The following is a 25195-nucleotide window of genomic DNA, read 5'->3' on the forward strand; positions in this document are numbered from 1 at the left end:
ATGCTGGTCGGGCAACCGTGGTGGCAGCCCGTTGCAGGGCGATTGCAACGGCACTGCAACCGGCAACCGGGAGGGTCATCGGCATGCGGGCACGGGAACCTGACGAGCAGGGGTACGTCGAGCGCGACGGCGTGCGGATCGGCTACGAGACGTTCAACATGGCGGCGACCGACAGGCCGGCCGTCCTCTTCGTCCCCATCGACCAGATCGTGCACAGCCGGGCGTGGAAGGGACAGGTGCCGTACCTCGCCCAGCACTACCGCGTCGTCACCATCGACCCGCGCGGCAACGGCCGGTCGGACCGGCCCACCGACCCCGCGGCGTACGGGGACGTGCATGCGACGGCCGACACGCTCGCCGTCATGGACCGTCTCGGGATCGACCGCGCCGTCCTGGTCGGCATCTGCTACAGCGCGTGGCAGTCCTTCGTCACCACCGCCCGGCACCCTGACCGGGTGCTCGGACTGGTCGCCGTCGCGCCCTGGATCCGGGACGCCTCGACGCCGCTGCCGTACCGCGCCGAGGCGGCCGCGCGCTTCGACGAGGAGCTGGACTCCTACGACGGCTGGTTCAAGACCAACCGTCACTACTGGAAGGACCACTGGGGGGACTTCGCCGAGTTCTTCTTCACCCAGCAGCTGTGCGAGCCGCACTCGACCAAGCAGCTGGAGGACGTGGTGGGCTTCGCCCTCGAGTCGACCTCGGAGGCCCAGATCGCCGAGTCCATGGTCGAGCCGTCGATCGCGGACGTCGCCGAGGCCGAGGCGATGCTGCGCGGCATCGAGGCGCCGGTGCTGGTCATCCAGCCCACCGAGGACCACTGCCAGCCGCAGGAGCGGATGGCCAACGCCGCGCGCCTGTTGCGGGCCGAGCACCTCGTGATGGAGGGGTCGGGCCACCTCCCGATGGCTCGTCACCCGGTGGTGGTGAACCGCGCGATCAAGCGCTTCGTCGACCGGGTGTCCGGTGCGGCGGCGCCGGAGCAGCGACGCGTGGTCGGCACGCGGCGGCCGCCCCGTGCGCTCTACCTGAGCTCCCCGATCGGCCTCGGGCACGTGCGACGCGACCTCGCCATCGCCGACGCGATGCGCAAGCAGCGCCCCGAGCTCGAGGTCCAGTGGCTGACGCAGTCGCCCGTGGCGGAGTTCCTCGAGAAGCGCGGCGAGGTCGTGCACCCCGCGTCGCGGCTGCTGGCCAGCGAGTCCGGTCACTTCGAGGCGGAGTCCGGCGAGCACGACCTGCACGCGTTCCAGGCCGTGCGCCGGATGGACGAGGTGCTGGTCAACAACTTCATGGTCTTCGACGACCTGGTCGAGCGGGACCCGTTCGACCTGTGGGTCGGCGACGAGGCCTGGGACCTGGACCACTTCCTGCACGAGCACGCCGAGCTCAAGCGGGCGCCGTTCGCCTGGCTGACGGACTTCGTCGGCTGGGTGCCGATGCCGGACGGCGGCGAGCGCGAGGCGTTCCTGACCGCCGACTACAACGCCGAGATGGTCGAGCACGTGGCGCGACACCCCTCCCTGCGGGACCGGGCCGTGTTCGTCGGCGACGCGGCCGACGTGGTCGACCTCCCGCTCGGCCCGGGGCTGCCCAGCGCGCGGGCCTGGACCGAGGAGCACTTCGACTTCGCGGGGTACGTGATGGGGGACCGCCCCGACCCGGCGGGCCGCGACGAGCTGCGGCACCGCCTCGGGTACCGCGACGGCGAGGTCGTGTGCGTGGTCAGTGTCGGCGGCTCGGGCGTCGGAGGTCCGCTGCTGCGGCGCGTCGTGGCGTCGTACGACGAGGCTCGGCGCCGCGTCGACGGTCTGCGGATGGTCGTGGTCACCGGCCCGCGCATCGACCCGGCATCGATCGGTGCCCCTCCGGGCGTGGAGGTCCACGGGTTCCTGCCGGACCTCGACCTGCACCACGCGGCCTGTGACGTCGCGGTCGTGCAGGGCGGGCTCAGCACCACCATGGAGCTGACCGCGGCCGGCCGGCCGTTCGTCTACGTCCCGCTCGGCCACCACTTCGAGCAGCAGGTCCACGTGCGGCACCGGCTCGAGCGGCACCGCGCCGGTCGCCCACTCGACTACCGCGAGACCGACCCGGGCCGGATCGCCGAGGAGCTCGTCGCGGCCCTGACCACACCGGTCGACTACGTGCCCGTGCCCACCGACGGCGCGGACCGCGCGGCGCGGCTGCTGATCGAGCTGGTCTGAGTCCGCAGCGCCGGCCAGGTGCCCCGGGTCGCCCGGTCCAGCGGCTCGGGGCGCCCCATCAGGAGGTACACGTCGGCGCCGGTCACCCACGCCTCGCCCGGCGGGCACTCGACGGCGTCCAGCGCGTGGCCGGCCTCGCGGACCACCGCGTCGTCCCGGGTCAGCGCGGCCAGGGCCGCCAGGCAGCGCAGGCGTCCGCCGGCCATCGCGACGTCGCCCATGGCCAGGCCGCGCCGCGCGACCGCCTCGGCCTCGGCGCGGTCGCCGGTCTCGATCAGGGTGGCCGCGAGCAGGCCGGCGGCGATGGCGTACCACCAGGGGTGGGTGACCGGTGACGAGGCCTCCACGGCCTCGCGGCCGACCCGGCGAGCGGTGTCGAGGTCCCCGGCCAGCCGCAGGTACCAGCCGTCGTGGGCCCGGAGGTAACCCGCGTACGCCGGGTAGCCGCTGAGCCGGTTCAGCTCCAGCGCCTCGGCGACGAGGGCGCGGGCCTGGTCCAGGTCGCCCCGGCCGGCTGCCGCGAAGGACTTCTCGAACACCGTCCACTGGAGCAGCCAGGTGTCGCCGCGGGCGCGCAGGAGGGGCTCGAGCTCGGCGACGACCGCCTCCAGGCGGTCCGGGTCGCCGAGGTACATCCGGACGGTCTTCAGCCCGTCGAGCGCGAGCACCAGGGCGTCCTCCGACCCGGCGGACCGCGCCCGGGTCACCCCCTTCTCCGCCCGCTCGAGAGCCGTGGCCAGCCGCAGCCGGCTCGCCTCCAGCACGACCAGGCGCCCGGTGAAGTCGGCCTCGGCACGGCGGTCGCCGAGGTCGGCGGCCAGCCGGAGCCCGTCCTCGAGCGGGCGCATCACCTCGTCGAGCGGGAAGCCGAGGCCGACCGCGGCGTCCCCGCCCTCCGCGCGCAGCGCCGCCATCTCCAGCCGCCGGTCGTCGGTGGCGCGGGCCAGGGACAGCGCGTCCCGTACGTCGGCCAGGGCGCTCGCGAACTCCGTGCGGGCCTCGTGCACGGAGGCGCGGGCGAGCAGGGCCCGGGCGCGCGTGCCCACGAAGGCCGTGTCGACGGCCAGCGAGCGGTCGAGCAGCCCCAGCGCGTCCTCGACGGCGGCGCGGCGCAGGGCGTCCTCGCCGGCCAGCAGCCAGCCGTGCGCGGCCCGGGGCTCGTCGCCGGCGGCGTACGCGTGCTCGGCCATCGCCTCGGGCCGGTCGCTCATCAGGTCCGCCGCGCGGCGGTGGTGGGCGAGTGCGACGGCGGGCGGCAGGGCCGCGTGCACGCACTCCTGGAGCAGGTCGTTGGCGAACTCGTAGTGGTCGCCGCTGCGCACCAGGAGGCGCTGGCCGACCAGGGCCTCGCACTGCCGGACCGCGCTCAGCTCGGTGGTCTCCAGCAGCGCCGCGAGCAGCCGCGGGTCGAGGCGGCGGCGGAGCACGGCCGCGGCCTCCACGGTCGTCCGCTGGGCCTCGTCGAGGCGGCCGACGCGGGTCAGCACGGCGTCCGCGAGCGAGTCGGGGACGCCGCTGTCGCCGCCGGCGAGCGCGCGCAGGTACTCGACCACCGACAGCGGGTGTCCGGCTGTCCGGGCCATCACCTGCTCGCCGTGGCCCGCCAGGCCGGCCGCGGCCGCCAGCGCGTCGACGGCCGACCGGGGGAGGGCCTCCAGCCGGAGCCGGACCGCCCGGTCCGCGAGCCGCTCCGCCGTGGCGGCGTCCTCGGCGCGGACCGCGGCCACCAGCAGCACCTCGCTGCGGCCGAGCCGGCCGGCGAGGTACCCCAGCAGGTCGACCGTCGCGGCGCCACCGTCCTGGAGGTCGTCGACCGTCAGCAGGACGGGCCGGTCGAGAGCCAGCCGGTGCAGGGCGGCGAGCACCGCGTCGTACGCCTGGCGTCGCTGCAGGTCGACGTCGGCGGGGAGCGCAGGTACCTCGGGGAGCACGGTCGCCAGGTCGGGGAGCAACGCGACCCAGGCGGCCTCGTGCCCGTGCAGCAGCGAGGCCAGTCGGGACCCGGGGGAGTCGAGGAGCACCGGCCGCAGGGCGTCGACGTACGGCTGGAGGAACAGTGACCGCTCGGCCGGGTGGCAGCGGCCGTGCAGGACCAGCCCGCCGGTGACGATCGCCAGCTCGGCCACCGCGTCGAGGAGCCGCGTCTTGCCGATGCCCGCTTCGCCCTCCACGAGCAGCAGGTGGGCGTCCCGGGCGCCCGCCCAGGCGGCCCCGGCCGCGGCCAGCTCCGGCTCGCGCCCGACCAGGCCGGGACGGGGCACCGGACGCTCGCTGGTCGGCTCGGTCGGGAGCGACGACTCGCGCAGCACCGCGACGTGCAGGTCCGACGTCGCCCGGTCCGGGTCGGTGCCCAGCTCCTCCCGCAACCGGGCGGCGAGGGCGTCGTACGCCGCCAGTGCCGCGCTCGGCCGCCCGTCGGCCACGGCCGCGCGCATCAGGTCGCGGACGGCCTGCTCGTCGAGCGGGTCGGTGGCCACCGCGTCGGCGGCGGTACGAGCGGCCTCTGCGGGCGTCAGCGTGGTGGCGAGGACGTGGCGGGCTCGGCGCCGGAGGGCGTCCGCCTCCCGCCGGACCGCCAGCACCCACGCGGCGTCGCCCTCGTCGGGGAGCGCGGGCTGGGTGCCGAGCAGGTCGAGGGCGCGGCGCCCTGCGGAGGCGGCGAGGACCCGTTCTCCCGCCTCGGCTCGCGCCTCCGCCTCGGCGAGGAGCGTCGCCGCCTCGTCCAGGTCCACGGTCCACGGGCCGCGCGCGGTGAGTCCGTAGGCCCGTCCGGTGCTGGTCAGGACGTCGGGGCCGAGCAACCGGCGGGTCCGGCTGACGAGCGTCGCGACGTTCGCAGCCGGGTCGGTGGGAGGTACGTCGGGCCACAGCGCGTCGACGACGCGGTCCAGCGGGACGAGGCGGCCACGCTCGGCTGCGAGCAGGGCCAGCAAGGTACGCGCCTTGCGGCTGCCCAGCTCCCGGCCGGCCAGCGTCGTGTCCGGCGTGCCGTCCGGGTGGTCGACGGCCACCGCCGAGCACAACCGGATGCGGATCGCTCCGTGGCCCTCCACACAGCGAGTATCACCCGGCGCAGCGCTGGTCGGGCAGCAGCAGCGTCACGCCCGTCACCAAGTGATCCTGTCCGAGCTCGAAGGAGTACGCGCGGTCGGGGTGGCCGGGAACCGGGGCCGTCCAGCCCCGGTCGTCCGGCGTCGCCCCCGGGTACGCCGCGGCGACGTCCCCGGCGGTCGACCCCGTGCCGACCCCCTCGGGCGTCCGGCTCCAGGTCGTTGCCCACAGCGCGACCACGCCGCTGCCTGGCCGGATGTCGGCCATGACGGCGTACGCGCCGCTCGGGTCGTCGCGGTACAGCACGGTGCAGGCGGCCCCGTGCGGCGACTCGGCCCGGACGAGACCGGCCGCGGCGGCCTCGGGCCCCGACATGCCGAGCGTCACGTCGTCGACACCGTCCGGGCCGACCTGCACGACCGGGGCGGTCTCGCGCTGGGAGCAGGGGTGCGCGGCGTACTCGCACAGCTCGGGCATGAAGCTCTCGACCTGCTCCACGACGTCGCCGACCGAGCGGCTGATGGTGTCCGCGGACCCGCCGCCCTCGCCGTACTCGAACGTGAGCAGCACCAGGTCGTCGAGGCGTTGCACGCCGATCACCTCGAGACCGGTGTCGAAGCCGATGTCGCTCCGGTACCGGTGCGTGACGAAGAACGACTCGTCGACGGAGTCGCCCGGGATGAGCTCGTAGACCTGGTCGGTGGCGCCCACCGTCTCGACCGGACACGCCTCGATGGCGTCACGCAGGGTGGCGACGGCGGCCGTCGCGTCCCGCCCGTCGTACCGGGCCAGCGTGCGGCCGCGGACGTCCTCGGCCTCACCGGTGTACGTCGTGCCGATGACGTCGGAGGCCCGGTCCGGGCTCCACGCCTGCCGTCCGCAGAAGACCAGGTCCTCCACGCCGGAGACGTCGCTGACCTCGACCGGGGAGCCGTCGTCGCCGTTCGTCAGGGGGTACCCCCGCACGAGCGGGAAGTCGTCGAGGGGACGGTGGCCGGTGGCAGGCGTCGGCGACACCGTCGGCGACGCGGAGGGCGTCGGCGAGGCGGTGGGCGTCGCGCTGTCGGAGGCGACGGGTGCCGAGGTCGCCTGGCCACAGCCCGCGAGCAGCACGCATGCCACCAGGACCGAGCCCTTCATGCCCGTGGGACGGCCGGCGGCCCGGAGAAGTTGTCAGCTCGCCGGCGCGAGGGCCGGCAGCCGGTCGAGCGCGCGGTGGGCCAGGGCGATGAAGGCGCCCGGAGCCATCTGCACCTTGCCGTCGGGCACGAACCCGATCTGGGCGACCGATCCGTGGTCGCGGAGGATGCCCATCAGGTACGTGACCGTCTGGTTGTCGCTGATCTCGACCTTCACGTGCCAGACCGTCAGGTCCTGCTGCTTGCTGGACATGTCGGCCACCCGGACGACGTCGGTGCCCAGCTGCTTGTCGGCGCAGGAGCGGAGCTTGGCGCGCACCCCGTCGACGAAGGCACGGGCGCGGGGACCCGGGAGGTACCCGACGGTCTCCGTGAGGCCGAACAGGTCGGACAGTCTGGCTTCCGGGATCACGAACGACCGGGTCATGCTGCGCCGCATCTTGTCCACCTGGAAGCTGGTCGAGTCGCAGCGGCTGGCGGCGAGGTTCGTGTTCGCGACCCGTGCCTCCGTGCCCACCCACGGCCGGTCGATCCCCGTGACCGGCGGCAGGTCGACGGCGCTCAGCATCGCCGGCACCTCGCCCGCGGGCACCGGACGTGCCGGGGCGAGGTCGGGCACACCGGCGCAGGTGCCGGCCTCCGGCAGCACGCAGAGGCTGTTCACGGCATCGCCCAGGAGCCGGGCAGCGGCCGTCAGGTCGGGGCGTGCGGTCCCTCGCGTGCGGGTCACGGTGACGGTGCTCGCCTGGCCGGTGCGGGCCACGCCCGCCACGACGGTGCTCTCCGGCCGCTTCCATGAGCGCAGCACCATGACCATCGCGTCGTCGCCGATCCGCCCGACGTCGTAGGTCGAGATGAGCTGCATCCGCGCATCGCCGCACCCGCCGAACCAGCCGAGCATGGTCCGGTACGACGTGCGCGCGGCGCCGGCGGTGGCCGAGACCTCGACCGACTGGACCAGGCTGCGGCGCGGCTGGCCCTTGCGGGCCGGGGTCTTGTACTGACGGACGGCGGACGCGGTGCCCGACGGGTCCGCGAAGCGCGTCGACTGGCAGGGCATCACGATGCCGGTGTCGGACTCGGTGCCGACCTCGCGCCACATCCCGGGCAGCTGTTCGCCGATCTGGTCGAGTGCGACCAGGTCCTCGTCGTCGAGGGCGACCGGCGCCGCAGCGGTGGATGCACCGGGGTCGTCGGCGGTGGCCGGCTTCGCGTGGCCGAGGCGCACCGCCGCGACCCCGGACGAGCGCGCGCTCTCCAGCGAGGGGCGGACCCCCTGCGCGTCGGTGACGACCGCGCCGCCGAGGACCACCGCGCCGACCACGGCGAGGGCGCCGACGGCGGTGTGCGTGCGCCGGCGGGCGGTGCCGGCCCGGCGCACGATCGTGACCCGGGGCCAGCGCGCGTCGTCGACGTGGTCGCGCAGCGGCTCGAAGAGCGGCCGGATGCCGGTGGTCGGCACCTCGCGGGCCATCGAGAACTGGGACGTCGCGGACTGCAGCCGCGTCTCGGCGTCGTGCAGCGTCAGCCCGGCCTCGCGGGCGATGTCCGGCATCGACATGTCGGTCAGGTGGGTCAGCAGCAGCACCTTGCGCTGCACGAACGGCAGCTTGGCCAGCGCGTCCAGGGTGGCCCGGATCTGCGGGTCGAGCTTGCGGTCGCGGTGGAAGATGCGCGCCGAGTGCCGGCGCTGCGCGTGTCGCCAGGCCAGCGGACGGACCCAGGCCTCCGGGTCCTCCAGCCGCGAGACCTTGCGCCAGTGGTGCCAGGCGGCCACGAACGCGTCGCGGACCGCGCCGCGCGAGGCCGGCAGGTCGCCGGTGAGGGCGAAGGTCTGCTGAAGCAGGCGCGTACGCGTCGACTTGTAGAAGTCGTCGAACGCGGCTGGGTCCTGCATGGCCGTTCCACGGTACGGGGCTTTGCCCGGCGGCGCACATCCGTGCCGGAATCCCCGGCCGGCCGGGAAAACCCGCGCTGGACGGGCGAAGCAACGCCCGTCCAGCGTCAGGATTGCCCGTCAAGCGGGGCGTCGGCGTGCCTGACCGGCTGGGGACGCGTTCGCGGCGAGGATGGGCCGCGATGACTTCCCTGCTCAGCGGACCGGTGAGGTCCGAGGCCCGGGCCGCGGCGGACGCGCGGCACCGGCGTCCGCTCGTGCTGCTGGCCGTGCTGGGTGGGGCCGCGGCGGCGGCGAGCACCCTCGTCGTGTGCCTGGCGGTCGGGGTGGTCGGCTGGTTCCTCACCGACGCGGGCTCCCACGGCGCCCCGCGCGACGGCCTGCGGGCCGGCGCGGTCGCCTGGCTGATGGGCCACGGCTCCGGCCTGGTCGTCGACGGGGTGAGGATCACCGCGATCCCGCTCGGCATCAGCGTGATCTGCGCCTGGTCGGTCTGGCGGATCGCCCACCGGGTCGGTGACTCGGTGTCCGGTCACGGACCGGACGCCGACGCGCTGGCAGACGGCGCTCGCGACTGGACGGTCCCGGCGGCGTCGCTGCTGTTCGCCGCGGCGTACGCCGGCGTCGCCGTCGTGGTGCTGCGTGCGGTCGCCGGCGCGGGCTCGCCCTCGGGCGGCCGCGTCGTGGCCTGGTCGGTCCTGCTGTCGCTGGTCGTCGGCGGACTGTCCATCGCGATCGGCGCGGGCCGCGCCGCGATCTGGACGGCGTTCCTCCCGCTGTCGCTGCGGGCCGCCTCGACGGTCTGCCTGAAGGTCGTCTCCCGGCTGCTGCTGGTCTCGGCCGCGACGTTCCTCGTCGCGCTCGCCGTCGACCTCGGCGCGGCCCTCAACGTGATGTCCGAGCTGCACACCGACGCCGGGGCCGCGACGCTCTACTCCGGCGTCAGCCTGGCCGTGCTGCCCAACGCGGTGCTGCTCGCCGCGAGCTACCTGCTCGGGCCGGGGTTCGCCGTCGGCACCGCTACGATCGCCAGCCCGACAGCCGTGGTGCTCGGCCCGGTGCCGGCCTTCCCCCTCCTCGCGGCGCTCCCCGACGACGGGCAGCCCGCCGGGTGGGTGGCCCTCCTGCTGCTCGTCCCGCCGCTCGTCGCGGCGTACGCCGCCGCGCGCGTCCACCGGCTGTACCCGACCACCCGCTGGGAGGAGGGTGCGGTGCGCGGCTGCGCCGGCGGCATCCTCGCCGGGCTCGTCGTCGGGGCGCTCACCGCCCTGGCCGGCGGCTCGGTCGGCCCGGGCCGGATGCAGGACGTGGGCGCGGTCGCCGGCCTGGTCACGCTGCACGCCGTCGTCTCCCTCGGCCTCGGTGCCCTGGTCGGCGCGCTGTGGGCCACCTGGTCCTACCGGCGCCACGTGCGCCGCATGGACGTCCCCCAGGTCGCGCCGTAGGCTGACGCGCACACGACTGGCGCGGGTGGGTGACCACCGGGGAGTGACGTCGTGGGCATCGCCCGCCTGGGTGCCCGCTCCGATCGATCATCGAAGGAGCGACCCCTCATGACGCAGATCCCGATCCGGCGCGCGTTGGTCTCCGTGTACGACAAGACCGGCCTCGACGACCTGGTCCGCGGCCTGCACCAGGCCGGTGTCGCGCTGGTCTCCACCGGGGGGTCGGCGGCCCGCATCGAGTCCCTGGGCATCCCGGTCACGAAGGTCGAGGACCTCACCGGGTTCCCCGAGTGCCTCGACGGCCGCGTGAAGACCCTGCACCCCAAGGTGCACGCGGGCATCCTCGCCGACCGGCGGCTGGAGTCCCACGTCCGGCAGCTCGAGGAGCTCGGCGTCGAGCCGTTCGACCTCGTCGTCTCGAACCTCTACCCGTTCACCCAGACGGTCGCCTCCGGCGCGACGCCGGACGAGTGCGTCGAGCAGATCGACATCGGCGGACCGTCGATGGTGCGGGCCGCCGCCAAGAACCACCCGTCGGTCGCCATCGTCACCTCGCCCGCGTGGTACGACGACGTGCTGGCCGCCGTCGCCGCCGGTGGGTTCACCCTCGAGCAGCGGCGGCGGCTGGCCGCGGAGGCGTTCGCGCACACCGCGGCGTACGACGTCGCCGTCGCGTCCTGGATGAGCCGCGTGCTCGCTCCGCCGGAGGGGGACACGTGCTTCCCGGACTTCGCCGGTGCGACGTTCACCAAGGTCGCCGACCTGAGGTACGGAGAGAACCCGCACCAGGTCGCCGTCCTCTACTCCGACGGCACCGGCGGGCTCGCCGCCGCCCAGCAGCTGGCCGGCAAGGAGATGTCCTACAACAACTACGTCGACACCGACGCCGCTCGCCGGGCTGCGTGGATGTACGACGAGCCGGCGGTCGCGATCATCAAGCACGCCAACCCCTGCGGCATCGCCGTCGGCGCGGACATCGCCGAGGCGCACCGGCTGGCGCACGAGTGCGACTCCACCTCGGCGTTCGGCGGCGTGATCGCGACCAACCGGCCGGTGACCGTGGCGATGGCCGAGCAGGTCGCCCCGGTGTTCACCGAGGTGATCGTGGCGCCGGCGTACGACGACGGCGCCGTGGAGATCCTCGAGGCCCGCAAGAACCTGCGGATCCTGGTCTGTGACGGGCCCGAGCAGGACACCGGCTTCGAGTTCCGCCAGGTGTCGGGAGGCGTCCTCCAGCAGGCGGTCGACCGCGTCGACGCGCCCGGCGACGACCCGTCGACCTGGACCCTGGCGGCGGGACCGGTGGCGGACGAGGCGACGCTGGCCGACCTCGCCTTCGCCTGGAAGGCCTGCCGCGCCGTGAAGTCGAACGCGATCCTGCTCGCCAACGACGGCGCCGCGGTCGGCATCGGGATGGGTCAGGTCAACCGCGTCGACTCGTGCCGGCTGGCCGTGTCGCGGGCCGGCGACCGGGCCAAGGGCTCGGTGGCCGCCTCGGACGCCTTCTTCCCCTTCGAGGACGGCCCGCAGGTGCTGCTCGACGCCGGCGTACGGGCGATCGTGCAGCCCGGCGGCTCGATGCGTGACCAGCTGACGGTCGACGCTTGCGAGCAGGCCGGGGTGTCGATGTACTTCACCGGCACCCGGCATTTCGCGCACTAGCTTTCACGCGTCAGCGGGAAAGCGTGTAGGTGCGCGGGTCGAGCGCGCGCACGAGCGACGAAGGAGCTCGTGACCGCGCAAGTCGAGACCCCACCGACGGGACCAAATACAGCAACCACAGGAGCCCTCAGAAGATGACCGCCCAGAAGCTCGACGGCACCGCCACCCTGAAGACCATCAAGGCGGAGCTCGCCGAACGCGTGTCGGCCCTGAAGGAGCGCGGCATCACGCCCGGTCTCGGCACCGTGTTGGTCGGCGACGACCCGGGGTCGCACTGGTACGTCGGCGCCAAGCACAAGGACTGCGCGGAGATCGGCATCACCTCGATCCGCCGCGACCTGCCGGCGACGGCCACGCAGGCGGAGGTCGAGGCCGTCATCGACGAGCTGAACGCCGACCCGTCCTGCACCGGGTTCATCGTCCAGCAGCCGACCGGGCTCGACGAGTTCGCGCTGCTGTCGCGGGTCCACCCCGACAAGGACGTCGACGGCCTGCACCCCATGAACCTCGGCAAGCTGGTGCTCGGCGAGGCCGGCCCGCTGCCGTGCACGCCGGTCGGCGTGATCGAGCTGCTCCGGCGCCACGGCGTGCCGATCGCGGGCGCGGAGGTGGTCGTGGTCGGTCGCGGGCTGACGGTCGGGCGGCCGTTGGGGCTGCTGCTCACGCGCCGTACCGAGAACGCCACGGTCACCCTCTGCCACACCGGGACCAGGGACCTGGCGGCGCACGTGCGCAACGCCGACATCGTGGTCGCCGCGGCCGGCGTCCCGGGCATCATCAGCGGCGAGATGGTCAAGCCGGGCGCCGCCGTGCTCGACGTCGGTGTCTCGCGTGTCGACGGCAAGGTCGCCGGCGACGTGGCCGACGACGTCGCCGAGGTGGCCGCCTGGGTCTCCCCGAACCCCGGCGGTGTCGGACCGATGACCCGCGCGATGCTGCTGTCGAACATCGTCCAGATCGCCGAGGGGTCGGCGACCTGACCGACTAGTCTGGCTCCTCGTGGCGCACCTCCGCGCGGTCCCGGACCCGGACGACGACGAGCCCGTCGTCGACCAGTTCGTCGACCCGGCCTCGCCGGTCGAGGCGGAGGAGGACGTCGAGGCGCCCGCCGAGGAAGAGGTCCGGCGCTACCCGTCCACGATCGGCGGCGCGTTCTACCTCAGCATCCTGGTGGCCGCCGGCATCGCCCTGGTCATCGCCGCCCGCAGCGACTGGCGGCTCGGCATCCAGGTCCTCGGCAGCGCGATCCTGGTGGCCGCGCTGCTCCGGCTGATCCTGGCCACCCGCGACGCGGGCATGCTGGCCGTGCGGAACCGGTTCCTCGACGTCTTCTTGCTGACCGGCGCCGGAGTCGCGCTGATCGTGCTGGCCTCGAACATCCCCGACATGCCGTCCTGACGCGGTCGGTGCGAACCGGACGGGGACTGTCCGCAGTCGCCCGTACCCTGCCGCGCATGACCGACTTCACCCAGTCCGACGACCTCAAGGGCTCGACGTTCGTCGGCGTGGACCTCTCCGGCGCACGGTTCGTCGAGTCCGACCTCACCGGGCTGGTGATGCGCGGCGTGGAGGTCGCGCGGGCCGACATCGACGCACCCTGGCTCGTGCACGGCGGGTACTTCCGCATCAACGGCGTCGACGTCATCGCCTACGTCGAGGCCGAGCTCGACCGGACGTTCCCCGGGCGAGCCGAGCGGCGGGCCGACGACCCCGAGGGCCTGCGCTCGGCCTGGGCCCGGCTCGAGGCCGCGTGGACCGCGGCGCTGGCGCGGGCGGCGGCTCTGCCGGAGGGCTCCGTGGACGTGTCGGTGGACGGCGAGTGGTCCTTCGCCCAGACGCTGCGGCACCTCGTGCACGCCACCGACATCTGGCTGCGCAAGGGTGCGCTCGGGCTCGAGGACCCGTTCCACCCGCTCGGGCTCGCCGACCTGAGCGCCGAGGACGAGGTCCCCGAGGCGGTCGCCTCCGCGTCGTACGACGACGTGCTGGCCGCCCGGGCCGACCGCGTCGGCCAGGTGCGTGAGGTCATCGCCGGTGCCACGCCGGCGCTGCTGGCCGAGGTTCGTCGCAACCCGCACGACCCCGAGCACGCCGAGACCGTTCTCTCCTGCCTGCACGTGATCCTCGAGGAGGAGTGGGAGCACCTCCGGTTCGCCCTCCGCGACCTCGACGCCGTCGAGGCGGGTATTCCGGTCGACCCGCCCTCAGCCCCCGCCTAGGGTCGCCGGGTGACGTCCCCCGCGCGACCGGTCGTGGGGATCGCCTGCGACGAGTCGGGCTTCGTGGGCGGGTCGCTCTTCGGCGGGATCCGGGTGTTCGCGCACGCCAGCGTCCGCGTCGACGCCCCGGAGGCGGCCGGCCTGGTGGACGAGGTACGCCGCCGCACCCGGTCCGGCGGCGAGGAGCTGAAGGCCTCGCGGCTGAACCGGCCCTGGACGACCCACGTCGCGAGCTGGCTGGTCGGCCCCGACGGCCCACTGTCCGGACGGGCAACGGTCCACGTCACCGACACGCGGCTGTTCGGGCTGGCGCGGCTCGCCCAGGTCTGCCTGGCCGACAGCACGCCCCAGGGCTGGTGGAGCGCCGACCGCGACGCCGCCGCGTGGGCGACAGCCCTGCGGCTGCACCGGCTGCTGGACGGCGTCCCACCCGCGGAGGAGCGCGGGTTCCTCGAGGGCGCCCGCGACCTGCTCTGGGTGACGCGGCGCGCGCGGCTGCGGGCCGTGCCGGCGTCCTGGCCGGAGGTGGCCGCGCGGACGGCACCGGAGCTGGCCGAGCCGGAGGCCCTGCGCCGCGTGGGCGAGTACCTCGAGCGGCCACCCGACACGCCCCTGACCGAGCCGCTGCTGCCGGCGCTGGCCTGGGCGCTGGACCACTGGAGCGCCCAGGGCGACCCGGACGTGGTCCACGACGAGCAGTCGGTGCTCACGCCGGCACGGGTCAGGGTGCTCGCGGACGGGCTGGCGGACGCGCACCCCGGGCGTCGGCTGGCCGGCTTCGAGCGCGTCGACTCGCGCACCGACGCCCGCGTGCAGCTCGCGGACCTGGTGGCCGGCGTGGTCCGCCGCACGGTCGAGGACCACCTGCACGGGCAGGCCACCGGGGACCCCGTGCCCGTGGGTCACCTGGTCGCCGACGCCTCCCCGCTCACCCCGGAGGATTCGGCCGCCTGGGTACGGTCGCTGACATGAGCATCAGCTACCCCGCCAGCCGGGCCATGTCGGCCGCGACCGCCGTCTACGGCGTCTACGCCCTGGCCAAGCCCTCGCACCTCGCCGACGTGATGGGCGCCGACCCGGGGGAGCGGCCCGGCTACGACCAGCTCGCCCGCGCGTACGGCGTGCGCGACCTGGTCATCAGTCTGCTCGGCGTGGTCGGCCCGGCCGGCGCCGTGCGCTGGGCGATGCGGTCGCGGATCGCCGGCGACCTCGCCGACTGCGCGACCCTGGTGGCCAAGGCGGACGAGGGCAAGGTGCGGGGGAAGGTCGCCGCGGTGACCCTCGGGTGGGCGGCGCTGAACCTCGCGGCGTACCGCTGGGACAGGAAGCGCCGCTAGGCCAGGCCCTAGATCAGGCCCAGCTCCACGACGGCGTCCCGCTCCTCGGCCAGCTCGGCGGTCGAGGCGTCGATGCGGCCGCGCGAGAAGTCGTCGATCTCCAGGCCGGAGACGATGGTCCACTCGCCGTGCTTGGTGGTCACCGGGAACGACGAGACCAGGCCCTCGGGGACGCCGTACGAGCCGTCGGAGACGACCGCCATCGAGACCCAGTCGCCCTCGGCGGAGCCGAGCAGCCAGTCGCGGGCCGCGTCGATGGTCGCGTTGGCGGCGGAGGCGGCCGAGGAGGAACCGCGGGCGTCGATGATCGCCGCGCCGCGCTTGGCGACAGTGGGGATGAAGGTGTTCTCGATCCAGTCCTGGTCGTCCACGACCTCGGCCGCGTTGCGGCCGCCGACCTCGGCGTGGAAGAGGTCGGGGTACTGCGTGGCCGAGTGGTTGCCCCAGATCGTCATGTGGGTGATGTCGGTGACCGGCGCGCCGGTCTTCTGCGCGAGCTGGGAGATCGCCCGGTTGTGGTCGAGGCGGGTCAGGGCGGAGAACCGCTCCTTCGGGATGTCCGGTGCGTTGGACAGGGCGATCAGCGCGTTGGTGTTGGCCGGGTTGCCGGTGACGCCGATGCGCACGTCGTCGGCGGCCACGTCGTTGAGGGCCTTGCCCTGCTCGGTGAAGATCGCGCCGTTGGCCGAGAGCAGCTCGCTGCGCTCCATGCCCGGGCCGCGCGGGCGCGCGCCCACGAGGAGCGCGAGGTTGACGCCGTCGAAGATCTTGCGGGGGTCCGAGCCGATCTGCACGCCGGCGAGACCCGGGAACGCGCAGTCGTCGAGCTCCATCACGACGCCCTCGAGGGCCTTCAGCGCGGGCTCGATCTCCAGCAGGCGCAGCTCGATCGGGCGGTCCGCCCCGAGCAGGGACCCGCTCGCGAGGCGGAACAGCAGGCTGTAGCCGATCTGGCCGGCGGCGCCGGTGACGGCGACCTTGAGAGGGGCTTCAGGCACGACGACTCCTTCATCAACGGGTACGTCGGCGACGCTAGCAGCCACCGGCCGTGCGGCATCCTGGGGTCATGCTGCGGCGACGGGTGGTGCTCGCCGCACCCTTCGCCGTCCTCGTCAGCGGCTGCGCCGCCGCCGGCGAGGCGAACCCCGAGAAGATCGGGCCGCGCGGTGTCGACGAGCTGACGATCCCCACGCCGTCTCCGAACCTCGAGGACTTCGTCGCCACCATCGACAACCCGTACCTCGCCGTCGAACCGGGCCGCGTCTGGACCTACGACGTCTCCGGCAGCGCCGCCAGCCGGCTCGTCGTCCGCGTCCAGGACGAGGCGTCGACGGTGGCCGGCGTGCGGTGCACCACGCTCTACTCCCTCGCCACGGCGTCGGGCGGTGCGCCGGTGTGGGAGAGGTACCTCCAGCTCGCCCAGGACCTCCGCGGGAACGTGTGGACCTTCGGTGAGTACGGCGACCGGAGCTGGGGGGCCGGACAGGCCGACGCCCGCGCCGGGCTGTTCATGGCCGCGACCCCGCGGGTCGGGGACGGGTACCTCGAGGAGGACGCCCCGGACGTCGCCGCCGACCGCACGACCGTGCTGTCGCTGACCGAGACGGCGACGGTCCCGGCGGGGGAGTTCGCCGACGTGCTGCTGCTCGAGACGCGAGCCGAGGTGGGCGACCTCGACGTGACGAGACGGTCCTACGCCGTGGGCGCCGGACTCGTGGAGTCGCTGACCACCCTGGGCGGGACCGAGCACGCGGAGCTCGTGTCGGTGACGTAGCCCGTCAGGTCGGGGGTCGTACCTGGGTCTGGCCGTCGTCGTCACCGTTCGGCCACGGCTGCTGCCACCCCTGACCCTGCTGCTGCGGGGGCGGTGCCGGCGGCGGCTGCTGCGGCTGCTGCGGCTGTGGGGGCCACGGCTGGCCCTGCTGGGGCGGCTGGCCCTGGTACGGCGGCTGGCCCGTCGGGTACTGCGGCTGCTGCTGCCAGTGCGGCGGCTGCGGCGGCCACTGCTGGCCGGGCGGCGGCGGGGCGGGCGTGCCGTACTGCTGGTTCCACTGCTGCTGGTAGGCGTCAGGGGCGCCGTACCCGGGCACCGCGCCGGCCACCGGCCGCCGCGCCAGGCGCCAGCCCGATCCCACGACCGGCTCGGCGCCGCGACCGAAGACGGCGGGGTACAGCAGACCGGCCAGGGCACCACCCACGAGCGGGGCGAGGATGAACAGCCACAGCTGGAGGATCGCGTCGGAGCCGGCGAACAGGGCGGCGCCGATCGAGCGGGCGGGGTTCACCGACGTGCCGGTCAGCGGGATGAGCGCGAAGTGGATCATCGCCAGCGACAGCCCGATGGCCAGCGGCGCGAGGGCGGGGTGCTCGTTGCGCTCGTCGGTGACCGACAAGATCACCAGCAGGAAGACCAGCGTGGCCACCGCTTCCACGATGAACGCCGCCCACCAGGCCAGGCCGTTGCCGCTCTGGTCGCCGAAGGCGTTCTGCCCGAAGCTGCCCTCGGAGCTGTAGCCGGGGATGCCCTGCCAGACAACCCACAGGACGCCGGCGGCGACGATGCCGCCGATCAGCTGCGCCAGCATGTAGAAACCGGCCTGCGCCCAGGCGAGCCGGCCCCCGATGACGGCGCCCAGCGTGACCGCGGGGTTGAAGTGCCCGCCGGAGATGCGGCCGACGGCGTAGGCCATCACGACCACCGTGAGCCCGAACGCGAGGCCGGTCGTGACGACCTCCCCACCGGTGGCCACGGCGGTGCCGACCCCGAAGAAGACGAGCACGAACGTGCCGAGGACCTCGGCACCGAACTTCTGCCCTGCCGTGGGCGCCGCGACCGCCACTGTTTCCGTCATGCCGAGCCCCTGTCCCGTCGAGCCGTGCACCGGTGCATCCATCGGGCTCCGGCAGCCTACCCTCGCCTGCGTCGACCGGGCGCCAGCCTGTTAGCGTCCGAACGTGCCCTCACCTGTTCCCTCTTCGGCGATCATCTACACCCACACCGACGAGGCGCCGCTGCTGGCGACGTACTCTTTCCTGCCGATCGTCCAGGCGTACGCCGCGCAGGCGGGCGTGCCGCTCGAGACCCGCGACATCTCGCTGGCGGGCCGCATCATCGCGGCCTTCGGTGACCGGCTGCCCGAGGACCGGCGGATGGCCGACCACCTGGCCGAGCTCGGCGAGCTGGCCAAGCGGCCCGAGGCGAACATCATCAAGCTGCCCAACATCAGCGCGTCGATCCCCCAGCTGAAGGCCGCGATCGCCGAGCTCCGCGAGCAGGGCTACGACCTCCCGGCGTACCCCGACGAGCCGGCCACCGACGAGGAGCGCGACGCCCGCGCGCGCTACGACAGGTTGAAGGGCAGCGCGGTGAACCCGGTGCTGCGCGAGGGCAACTCGGACCGGCGCGCGCCCGACTCGGTCAAGCAGTACGCCCGGACCCACCCGCACTCGATGGGCGCGTGGTCGCCCGAGTCGAAGACCAGCGTGGCCACGATGGACGACGGCGACTTCCGCCACAGCGAGCAGTCCGTCGTCCTGCCCGCCGACGACACCCTGCGCATCGAGCACGTCGGCACCGACGGCGAGGTCACGGTGCTCAAGGAGTCCGTGCCCGTCCTGGCCGGCGAGGTCGTCGACGCGACCCGGATGGACGTCGCCAGGCTCCGCGCGTTCCTGGCCGAGCAGATCGTCCGGGCCGCGGCCGACGGGGTGCTGTTCTCGGTCCACCTCAAGGCCACGATGATGAAGGTCTCCGACCCGATCATCTTCGGCCACGTCGTCCGGGCGTTCTTCCCTCAGCTGTTCCAGGAGCACGGCGCCGCCCTCGAGGCCGCCGGCATCTCCCCGAACGACGGCCTCGGCGGCATCCTCTCCGGCGCCGCGTCGCTCCCCGAGGGTGACGCGATCAAGCAGGCCGTGGCCGACGGCCTGGCCGCCGGACCGCGGCTGGCGATGGTCGACTCCGACCGCGGCATCACGAACCTGCACGTGCCCAGCGACGTGATCGTGGACGCCTCGATGCCCGCCATGATCCGGACCTCCGGGCACATGTGGGGACCCGACGGCGAGGAGGACGACACCTTGGCGGTGATCCCCGACTCGTCGTACGCGGGCATCTACCAGGCCGTCATCGACAACTGCCGCGAGCACGGTGCCCTGGACCCGGCCACCATGGGCACGGTGCCGAACGTCGGACTGATGGCACAGGCGGCCGAGGAGTACGGCTCGCACGACAAGACGTTCGAGATCGCCGACGCGGGCACCGTCCGCGTCGTCAACAGCGCCGGCGAGACGCTGCTCGAGCACGACGTCCGCTCGGGCGACATCTGGCGCGCCTGCCAGACCAAGGACCTGCCGATCCGCAACTGGGTCGAGCTCGCCGTCACCCGCGCCCGTGCCACCGGTGACCCGGCCGTGTTCTGGCTGGACGAGACCCGGGCCCACGACGCCAACCTCATCGCGAAGGTCCACGAGTACCTCCGCGACCACGACACCGACGGCCTCGACATCCAGATCCTCGCACCGGTCGACGCGGCTCGGCTGTCGGTCGAGCGCATCCGCCAGGGCCTGAACACCATCTCGGTCACCGGCAACGTGCTGCGTGACTACAACACCGACCTCTTCCCGATCCTGGAGCTCGGTACGTCGGCCAAGATGCTCTCGGTCGTCCCGCTGCTGAACGGCGGCGGCCTCTTCGAGACCGGGGCCGGCGGCTCGGCGCCCAAGCACGTGCAGCAGCTGCTCAAGGAGAACTACCTGCGCTGGGACAGCCTCGGCGAGTTCCTCGCCCTGGCCGTCTCCTTCGAGCACTACGCCACCGCGACCGGGAACTCCGGGGCGAAGGTGCTCGGCGTGACCCTCGACCGGGCCACCGGCACGTTCCTCAACGAGAACAGGTCCCCGGCCCGCAAGGTCGGCTCGATCGACAACCGCGGCTCGCACTTCTACCTCGCCCTCTACTGGGCCCAGGAGCTGGCCAAGCAGACCGACGACCCCGCTCTGGCCAAGGCGTTCGCCCCGCTGGCCGAGACCCTCGCCGCCAACGAGCAGGTCATCACCGACGAGCTGATCGCCGTGCAGGGCTCCCCGGTCGACCTCGGCGGCTACTTCCGCCCCGACCCCGAGAAGGCCGCCGCGGTCATGCGCCCGTCGACGACGTTCAACGAGGTCCTCGCCTCGCTCTGACCGCTGGACGAGGACGGCGCTCTCGCGCCGGTCACGGGAGCCGGTGGCTGTGCGCCGCTGCCGGTTTCGCTGCGATCGCGCGGTTGTTGCAGGTTTCGGGGCCGTGGATCTGCCATTCGGCCGCGATCGCGCGATTACTGGCACCCACGGATCGGCCAGCTCTCGGTCCCGCCACCGGTTCGTCCGCGTCGGCCGAGCGGGAGACTCGGCAGCGGACCGCAGACGAACCGCGTCCTGTCGACGTGCGCGGGTTCACGGAATAGTCGGGGGCTGCGGGAGGCTGTTCCCGCGATGACCACGACGGCCCCCCTGCCCACCGACGCACCCGTACGCGCCCGGCACTTCGTCCTCGCCGTGCTCGCGCTCGCGATGGGCGGGTTCGCGATCGGCACGACGGAGTTCGTGACGATGGGGCTGCTGCCGCAGATCGCGGAGGGCGTGGACGTCTCGATCCCGACGGCGGGGCACGTGATCTCGGCGTACGCCGTGGGCGTGGTGATCGGAGCGCCCGTGCTCGCCTTCCTGGGCGCCCGTCTCCCGCGGCGCGGCCTGCTGATCGGGCTGATGGTGGCCTACGCCGTCGGCAACGCGGCCAGCGCCGTCGCGTCGTCGTACGGGCTGCTCAGCCTGGCGCGGGTGGCGACCGGGTTCCCGCACGGCGCGTACTTCGGCGTGGCCTCGCTGGTGGCCGCCTCCCTGGCGCCGCCGGCGCGCAAGGGGCGCGCGGTCGCGATGGTGATGCTGGGCCTGTCGGTGGCCAACGTCGTCGGCGTGCCCGCCGCGACCTGGCTCGGCCAGCACCTCGGGTGGCGGTCCGCGTTCTGGGCGGTCACCGGCCTGGCCCTGGTGACCGCGCTGCTCGTGCTGCTGTTCGTGCCGTCCTGCCCCGGCGACGGCGAGGCGACCGGCCGGCGCGAGCTCCAGGCGTTCCGCGAGCCCCAGGTGTGGCTCACGCTGCTGGCCGGTGCGGTCGGCTTCGGCGGGATGTTCGCGGTGTACTCCTACATCGCACCGACCGTCACCGAGGTGGGTGGGCTGTCCGAGGGCACGGTCCCGCTCTTCCTCTTGGCCTTCGGACTCGGCATGGTCGTCGGCACGTGGCTCGCCGGCGAGCTCGCCGACTGGTCGGTGTTCCGCTCCCTGCTCGGCTCGGCGTTGGGCTTGGCCGCGGTGCTGCTCGCCTTCTCGGCCGTCGCGCCGTACGGCTGGGCCCTCCTGCCGATCGGCTTCCTCATCACGGTGCTCGGCTCGGTGCTGGTGGTGAACCTCCAGCTGCGACTCATGGACGTCGCCGGTGACGCCCAGACGATCGGCGCCGCGTCCAACCACGCCTCGCTGAACATCGCCAACGCCGCAGGCGCCTGGCTGGGCGGGCTGGTGATCGCGGCCGGCTACGGCTACCGGTCGACCGGCATCGTCGGTGCGGCGCTGGCGCTGGCCGGGTTCGCGGTCCTCGTCGTCGCCGCGGCCCTGGAGCGGCGATCGCGGTCGCACGTCGTACGCACGGACTAGCGGCCGATCCTTCGGATCGACCGCAGTCGGAGCTCGCACAGCCCCCTCGGGCCTAGGCGGCGTAGTCATTTGTGACTACGCCCTCGCGGCCGCCCGGGCGCATTTGTACCGAATCGGTCGAGTTTCAACCAGTTCGACCGCGTGGGGCCCGACGCCCGGGTTACGTTGTCCGCACTGGCCGTCGTGCCCCCCCATTCCTCAGGCCGCCATCCCCCCAACCCTTCCGGGAGCTCAGCATGTCGTCGTCCCAGACCGTCGCGCGTCAGCGCGTTTCGAGGCGCACCGTCACCCGTGGGGCCGCCTGGAGCGTGCCCGCCGTGGCCGTGGCCGTGGCCGCGCCGGCGTTCGCCGCTTCGAACACCAACCCGGTCGTCACGGCCGGCGCGAGCTGCAAGTGCCCGGGCTCCGGTGGCAACAACTTCAACTTCAAGGCCGTGCTGTCGGTGACCACGGCCGGCAGCGCCGACTGGAAGTTCCACTTCACGGCGTTCACGTTCGACGGAAGCGTCGCCGCACTGCCGGCCGACCAGACGCTGACCGGCGGCGACGGCAACCTGGTCCTGGTCTACAACCTGACCAACAGCGCGGCGAAGCACACGGTCTTCGTGCAGATGACCGCGACGAACCTCACGACCAACGCGACGGCGAACCTCACGTTCGGCCCGCAGGAGCTGACGTTCGCGCCGAACTGCGTCTCCCCGATCCTCTGCCCGTAGGCGCCTCAGCCGGCCGCCCTGCGCGCCCACTCCCCGCGCAGGACGTCATAGAGGACGGCGTCCACCCGGCCGTCGGCCGTCACCGTGCCCAGGCGCTCGACGCCGTGCTCGGTCAGCCCGTTCGCCTCGAGCACGTGGCGTGAGGCGGCGTTGTCCGCGGCGGCGTACGCCTTGACCCGCTGCAGGCCGAGCACCTCGAACGCGTGCCGCAGCACCAGCCCGACGGCTTCGGTCATCGCACCGCGGCCGCGCGCCTCGGGGTGCACCCAGTAGCCCACCTCGCCGAACGCCAGGTCGTCGGGCAGGTCGAAGATCCCGACCGAGCCGATCAGCAGGTCGGTCGACGGGTCGGCGACCGCCCAGCTCAGGCCACGTCCCGCGGCCCGCATCGACGTCCTGCCCCGGATGAAGGCGAGCGCGTCGTCGGGACCGTACGGCGACGGCAGCTCGGCGAGCCAGGTGCGGGTCCGCTCGTCCCGGCACGCCTCGACGACGCGTTCGGCGTCCCGCTCCTCGAACGGCCGCAGCCGCACGCCGCCGCCGTCGAGCACGGCGTCGTCGATCCAGCGCCCGTGCGGTTCGCGCGGGTCGTCGGCGAGGAGCGTGCCGGCCCAGGCATCGCGCAGCTGGCCGCGGTGCGGCAGCCACTGGCGCAGCGTGCCCTCGAACGAGAAGCCGAGCTTCCACGCCAGTCGTCGCGACGCCCAGTTGCCGACGTTGGCCAGCCAGATGACCGTCGCCAGGTCCTTCTCCCGGAAGCCCCAGTCGAGGAGCATCCGCAGGGCGTGCTCCATGTGGCCGGTGCCGCGCACCCACGGGTGCGAGCCGTAGGCGATCTCGGCCCTGCGGTCGCCCTCGTTGCGCAGGCAGATGTGGCCGGCGTACCGCCCCTCGGCCTCGACCACGAACCCCCACTCGGTGTCGCTCTCCCACGCGCCTGGGACGAAGCCGAGGATGAAGTCGCGGGCGTCGGCGTGGGAGTACGGGATCGGGACGGTCGTCCACTGCTGCGACAGCGGGTCCTGGCACTGCTCCCAGGAGCCCTGCACGTCGCTCTCCTGCGGGTGGCGCAGGGTGACGGGGCCGTCGGTCAGGGTCGGCGCGATCACGGGCGGCATGCGGGCCACCCTCTCAGGCTCACTCCCCGATGCCGGGCAGCACGGTCTCGGTCCAGGTGCGACCGTCGTCCTCGGAGTAGAAGAGGGGACCCTTCATGAACCCGTACGCCGAGACGTACAGGCGGTTGCCGGCCACGAACGCCTCGCCCACCTTGCGCTGCGGCGTCGTGACCTGACCGTCGGGACGCACCAGCAGCCACCGGCCGCTGCTCGCGTCGGTGACGACGGTGCTCCCCCCGGGCGTCACGACCACGGACGAGACGCCCGGGAGCAGGTCGGCCTGCGGGTAGTGCCAGATGTCGCCCGACCGGGTCATCAGGCCCGTCATGGGGATGCCGCCGTCGGGACGGTCGCCGAGGCCGACGATGGCGAGGTCGTCGCCCCGTCCCGCCATCACGCAGGTCTTGCCGGGCACGCCTTCGCGCAGGATGTCGGACGGGGAGAAGAAGATCTGGAAGCGGCCGTTCCACCGGCACGTGTCCAGCACGCCGTCCGGCGTGACGTACCCGTCGGCGACGCCGCCGTCGAGGTCCGGCACGGCTGCGAGGCTGCGGTCCACCGGGGAGTAGAGCCAGCTGGAGTACTGCCCGCGCACGAGCACGTCCCCGGCTCGCGCGTCCCGACGGCCTGTCGGCTCGGGCAGTGCGCTCCAGTGGCCGTCGGTCGTGATCAGCCAGGCGCGCGACGAGTACGTGCCCACCCACCCCCCGGGCACCGGGGTCAGGGAGAGCGGCTCGTCCAGCCACCGGCCGTGCACCGTGCCGTCCGGCCCGCGGACCACGAGGGCGAAGGTCGGCGCCCCCGGCTCGAGGGCGCGCCAGACGACCGCGACGGAGCCGTCGTCGGTGCCGGAGATCACGAACGGGTGCGAGTCGGTGCCGTCGACCACCTGACGCCAGGAGCCGTCGATCGAGCCCGGACTGGTGACCGGCGGGGCGGGGGCCGGCGCGGGCGCGGGTGACAGGTCCTGCCACAACGCCAGACCGCCGACGACGAAGGCGGTGGCGGCCAGGGTGCCCGCCGTGGCGCGGCGGCGACGGGCGCGGACGCGTCCGGTCACCGCGTCGTACGGCGGCGTGACGGTGCGTGCGCTGACCTCACCGGCGAGGTCGGGGAGCTCATCTACGTTCGACAACGTCGTCCTCCTGGGTGGTCTCGGACAAGAGAGTGGCGAGGGCGGCGCGGCCGCGGGCGAGCCTGGCCTTCACGGTCCCCTCGGGCACGCCGAGCGTCAGCGCGACCTCGGCGACGGGCAGGCCGGCCAGGTGGTGCAGGGCGATCGCCTCCCGCTGTGCCGTCGGCAGGGCACGGAGGGCGGCCATCAGGGAGATCCGATCCTCGGGCAGGTCGGCGTACGCCTCGGACTCCACCAGCTGGGGGAGCAGGTGCGAGCGGCGCAGCAGCCTGCGCCAGCGACTGCGGGCGAGGTTGACGGCGACCGTGCGCAGCCAGGCCTCCGGGTTGTCGAGCTCCTCGAACTCCCGCGGACGGGCCGCGGCGCGCGCGAAGGCCTCCATCACGACGTCCTCGGCCTCGGCCGGGTCCCCGGTGACGCCGGTGAGCTGGCCGACCAGGCGCGGGTACGCCGCGGCGTACACCTCACGTAGCCGCCGGTCGTCCACGTGCCCTCCTCGTCAGATGGTCCCAACTATGCGACCTCCGGACGGCGCGCGGGGTTGCATCGGACCCCTGACAGAATGCAGCCCGT

The 25195-nt window shown here is 73.8% G+C and carries 20 protein-coding genes and 1 riboswitch; of the genes, 12 read left to right on the top strand and 8 right to left on the bottom strand.

Annotation, left to right across the window (positions count from 1 at the left end; all coding sequences use genetic code 11):
* Positions 1-83: 83 nt before the first annotated feature.
* The gene (locus ISU07_RS20550) at positions 84-2207 is read left to right on the top strand and encodes an alpha/beta hydrolase (RefSeq protein ID WP_194708710.1); all 2124 of its coding nucleotides are present in this window, start codon (positions 84-86) and stop codon (positions 2205-2207) included.
* Here the strand turns inward: ISU07_RS20550 and ISU07_RS20555 are convergent.
* Genes ISU07_RS20555 through ISU07_RS20565 form a run of 3 tightly spaced genes read right to left on the bottom strand, consistent with a single transcriptional unit; the run spans position 2144 to position 8294 of the window.
* Positions 2144-5260, bottom strand: coding sequence for an ATP-binding protein (locus tag ISU07_RS20555; RefSeq protein WP_194708711.1), 3117 nt, complete (start codon positions 5258-5260; stop codon positions 2144-2146). The two genes, ISU07_RS20550 and ISU07_RS20555, sit on opposite strands and share 64 nt — an antisense overlap.
* A 10-nt stretch (positions 5261-5270) precedes the next feature.
* Entirely contained in the window at positions 5271-6398 is a 1128-nt protein-coding gene (locus tag ISU07_RS20560) for a hypothetical protein (protein ID WP_194708712.1), read from the bottom strand.
* 33 nt (positions 6399-6431) lie between these two features.
* Positions 6432-8294 carry a sigma factor-like helix-turn-helix DNA-binding protein gene (locus ISU07_RS20565; RefSeq protein ID WP_194708713.1) on the bottom strand — a complete coding sequence of 621 codons (1863 nt, stop codon included), beginning with the start codon at positions 8292-8294 and terminating at the stop codon, positions 6432-6434.
* Positions 8295-8476: 182 nt separating this feature from the next.
* Here ISU07_RS20565 and ISU07_RS20570 point away from each other — a divergent pair, with 182 nt between their 5' ends.
* The 7 genes from ISU07_RS20570 to ISU07_RS20600 all read left to right on the top strand — a co-directional run bounded on the left by ISU07_RS20570 (position 8477) and on the right by ISU07_RS20600 (position 14957).
* Positions 8477-9739 (top strand): cell division protein PerM, encoded by a 1263-nt coding sequence (locus tag ISU07_RS20570; RefSeq protein WP_194708714.1) that lies wholly within the window; start codon positions 8477-8479, stop codon positions 9737-9739.
* A gap of 2 nt (positions 9740-9741) precedes the next feature.
* Positions 9742-9818: riboswitch (ZMP/ZTP riboswitch) on the top strand.
* 29 nt (positions 9819-9847) lie between these two features.
* A complete protein-coding gene (gene purH, locus ISU07_RS20575; RefSeq protein ID WP_194708715.1) occupies positions 9848-11401 on the top strand; it encodes a bifunctional phosphoribosylaminoimidazolecarboxamide formyltransferase/IMP cyclohydrolase in 1554 nt (517 codons plus the stop codon).
* Positions 11402-11535: 134 nt separating this feature from the next.
* Positions 11536-12381 (top strand): bifunctional methylenetetrahydrofolate dehydrogenase/methenyltetrahydrofolate cyclohydrolase, encoded by an 846-nt coding sequence (locus ISU07_RS20580; protein WP_194708716.1) that lies wholly within the window; start codon positions 11536-11538, stop codon positions 12379-12381.
* A 19-nt stretch (positions 12382-12400) separates the two neighbouring features.
* Positions 12401-12799 carry a DUF3017 domain-containing protein gene (locus ISU07_RS24950; RefSeq protein ID WP_323742733.1) on the top strand — a complete coding sequence of 133 codons (399 nt, stop codon included), beginning with the start codon at positions 12401-12403 and terminating at the stop codon, positions 12797-12799.
* Between the two features lie 56 nt (positions 12800-12855).
* Positions 12856-13620, top strand: coding sequence for a DinB family protein (locus tag ISU07_RS20590; protein WP_194708717.1), 765 nt, complete (start codon positions 12856-12858; stop codon positions 13618-13620).
* 9 nt (positions 13621-13629) lie between these two features.
* Positions 13630-14592 (top strand): hypothetical protein, encoded by a 963-nt coding sequence (locus ISU07_RS20595; protein ID WP_194708718.1) that lies wholly within the window; start codon positions 13630-13632, stop codon positions 14590-14592.
* Positions 14589-14957 carry a hypothetical protein gene (locus tag ISU07_RS20600; RefSeq protein ID WP_194708719.1) on the top strand — a complete coding sequence of 123 codons (369 nt, stop codon included), beginning with the start codon at positions 14589-14591 and terminating at the stop codon, positions 14955-14957. The genes ISU07_RS20595 and ISU07_RS20600 overlap by 4 nt, the downstream gene beginning before the upstream one ends.
* Positions 14958-14965: 8 nt before the next feature.
* On the opposite strand, the gene ISU07_RS20605 is transcribed toward ISU07_RS20600, so the two are convergent.
* A complete protein-coding gene (locus ISU07_RS20605) occupies positions 14966-15955 on the bottom strand; it encodes a malate dehydrogenase (protein ID WP_194708720.1) in 990 nt (329 codons plus the stop codon).
* 68 nt (positions 15956-16023) lie between these two features.
* Here ISU07_RS20605 and ISU07_RS20610 point away from each other — a divergent pair, with 68 nt between their 5' ends.
* Positions 16024-16731 (top strand): hypothetical protein, encoded by a 708-nt coding sequence (locus tag ISU07_RS20610; protein WP_194708721.1) that lies wholly within the window; start codon positions 16024-16026, stop codon positions 16729-16731.
* A gap of 4 nt (positions 16732-16735) precedes the next feature.
* Here the strand turns inward: ISU07_RS20610 and ISU07_RS24275 are convergent, their stop codons facing one another.
* Complete coding sequence (locus ISU07_RS24275; protein ID WP_228522308.1) at positions 16736-17809, bottom strand: MIP family channel protein; 1074 nt, start codon at positions 17807-17809, stop codon at positions 16736-16738.
* Positions 17810-17912: 103 nt separating this feature from the next.
* Here ISU07_RS24275 and ISU07_RS20620 point away from each other — a divergent pair, with 103 nt between their 5' ends.
* The 3 genes from ISU07_RS20620 (at position 17913) to ISU07_RS20630 (ending at position 22369) form a co-directional block, all read left to right on the top strand.
* Positions 17913-20141, top strand: a complete 2229-nt coding sequence (locus ISU07_RS20620) for an NADP-dependent isocitrate dehydrogenase (RefSeq protein ID WP_194708722.1) — start codon at positions 17913-17915, stop codon at positions 20139-20141.
* Positions 20142-20432: 291 nt separating this feature from the next.
* Positions 20433-21653, top strand: a complete 1221-nt coding sequence (locus ISU07_RS20625; RefSeq protein ID WP_194708723.1) for an MFS transporter — start codon at positions 20433-20435, stop codon at positions 21651-21653.
* 236 nt (positions 21654-21889) lie between these two features.
* A complete protein-coding gene (locus ISU07_RS20630) occupies positions 21890-22369 on the top strand; it encodes a hypothetical protein (protein WP_194708724.1) in 480 nt (159 codons plus the stop codon).
* A gap of 5 nt (positions 22370-22374) precedes the next feature.
* On the opposite strand, the gene ISU07_RS20635 is transcribed toward ISU07_RS20630, so the two are convergent.
* From ISU07_RS20635 to ISU07_RS20645, 3 genes are read right to left on the bottom strand one after another with little or no spacing between them, the layout of a single operon-like run.
* Positions 22375-23487: a GNAT family N-acetyltransferase gene (locus ISU07_RS20635; protein ID WP_194708725.1), complete on the bottom strand. Its 1113-nt coding sequence runs from the start codon at positions 23485-23487 to the stop codon at positions 22375-22377.
* A gap of 19 nt (positions 23488-23506) precedes the next feature.
* Positions 23507-24622 carry a hypothetical protein gene (locus ISU07_RS20640; protein WP_194708726.1) on the bottom strand — a complete coding sequence of 372 codons (1116 nt, stop codon included), beginning with the start codon at positions 24620-24622 and terminating at the stop codon, positions 23507-23509.
* Positions 24606-25109: a sigma-70 family RNA polymerase sigma factor gene (locus ISU07_RS20645; RefSeq protein ID WP_194708727.1), complete on the bottom strand. Its 504-nt coding sequence runs from the start codon at positions 25107-25109 to the stop codon at positions 24606-24608. The genes ISU07_RS20640 and ISU07_RS20645 overlap by 17 nt, the downstream gene beginning before the upstream one ends.
* Between the last annotated feature and the right edge of the window lie 86 nt (positions 25110-25195).

It is taken from the genome of Nocardioides islandensis, assembly GCF_015352455.1.
Lineage (GTDB): Bacteria > Actinomycetota > Actinomycetes > Propionibacteriales > Nocardioidaceae > Nocardioides > Nocardioides islandensis.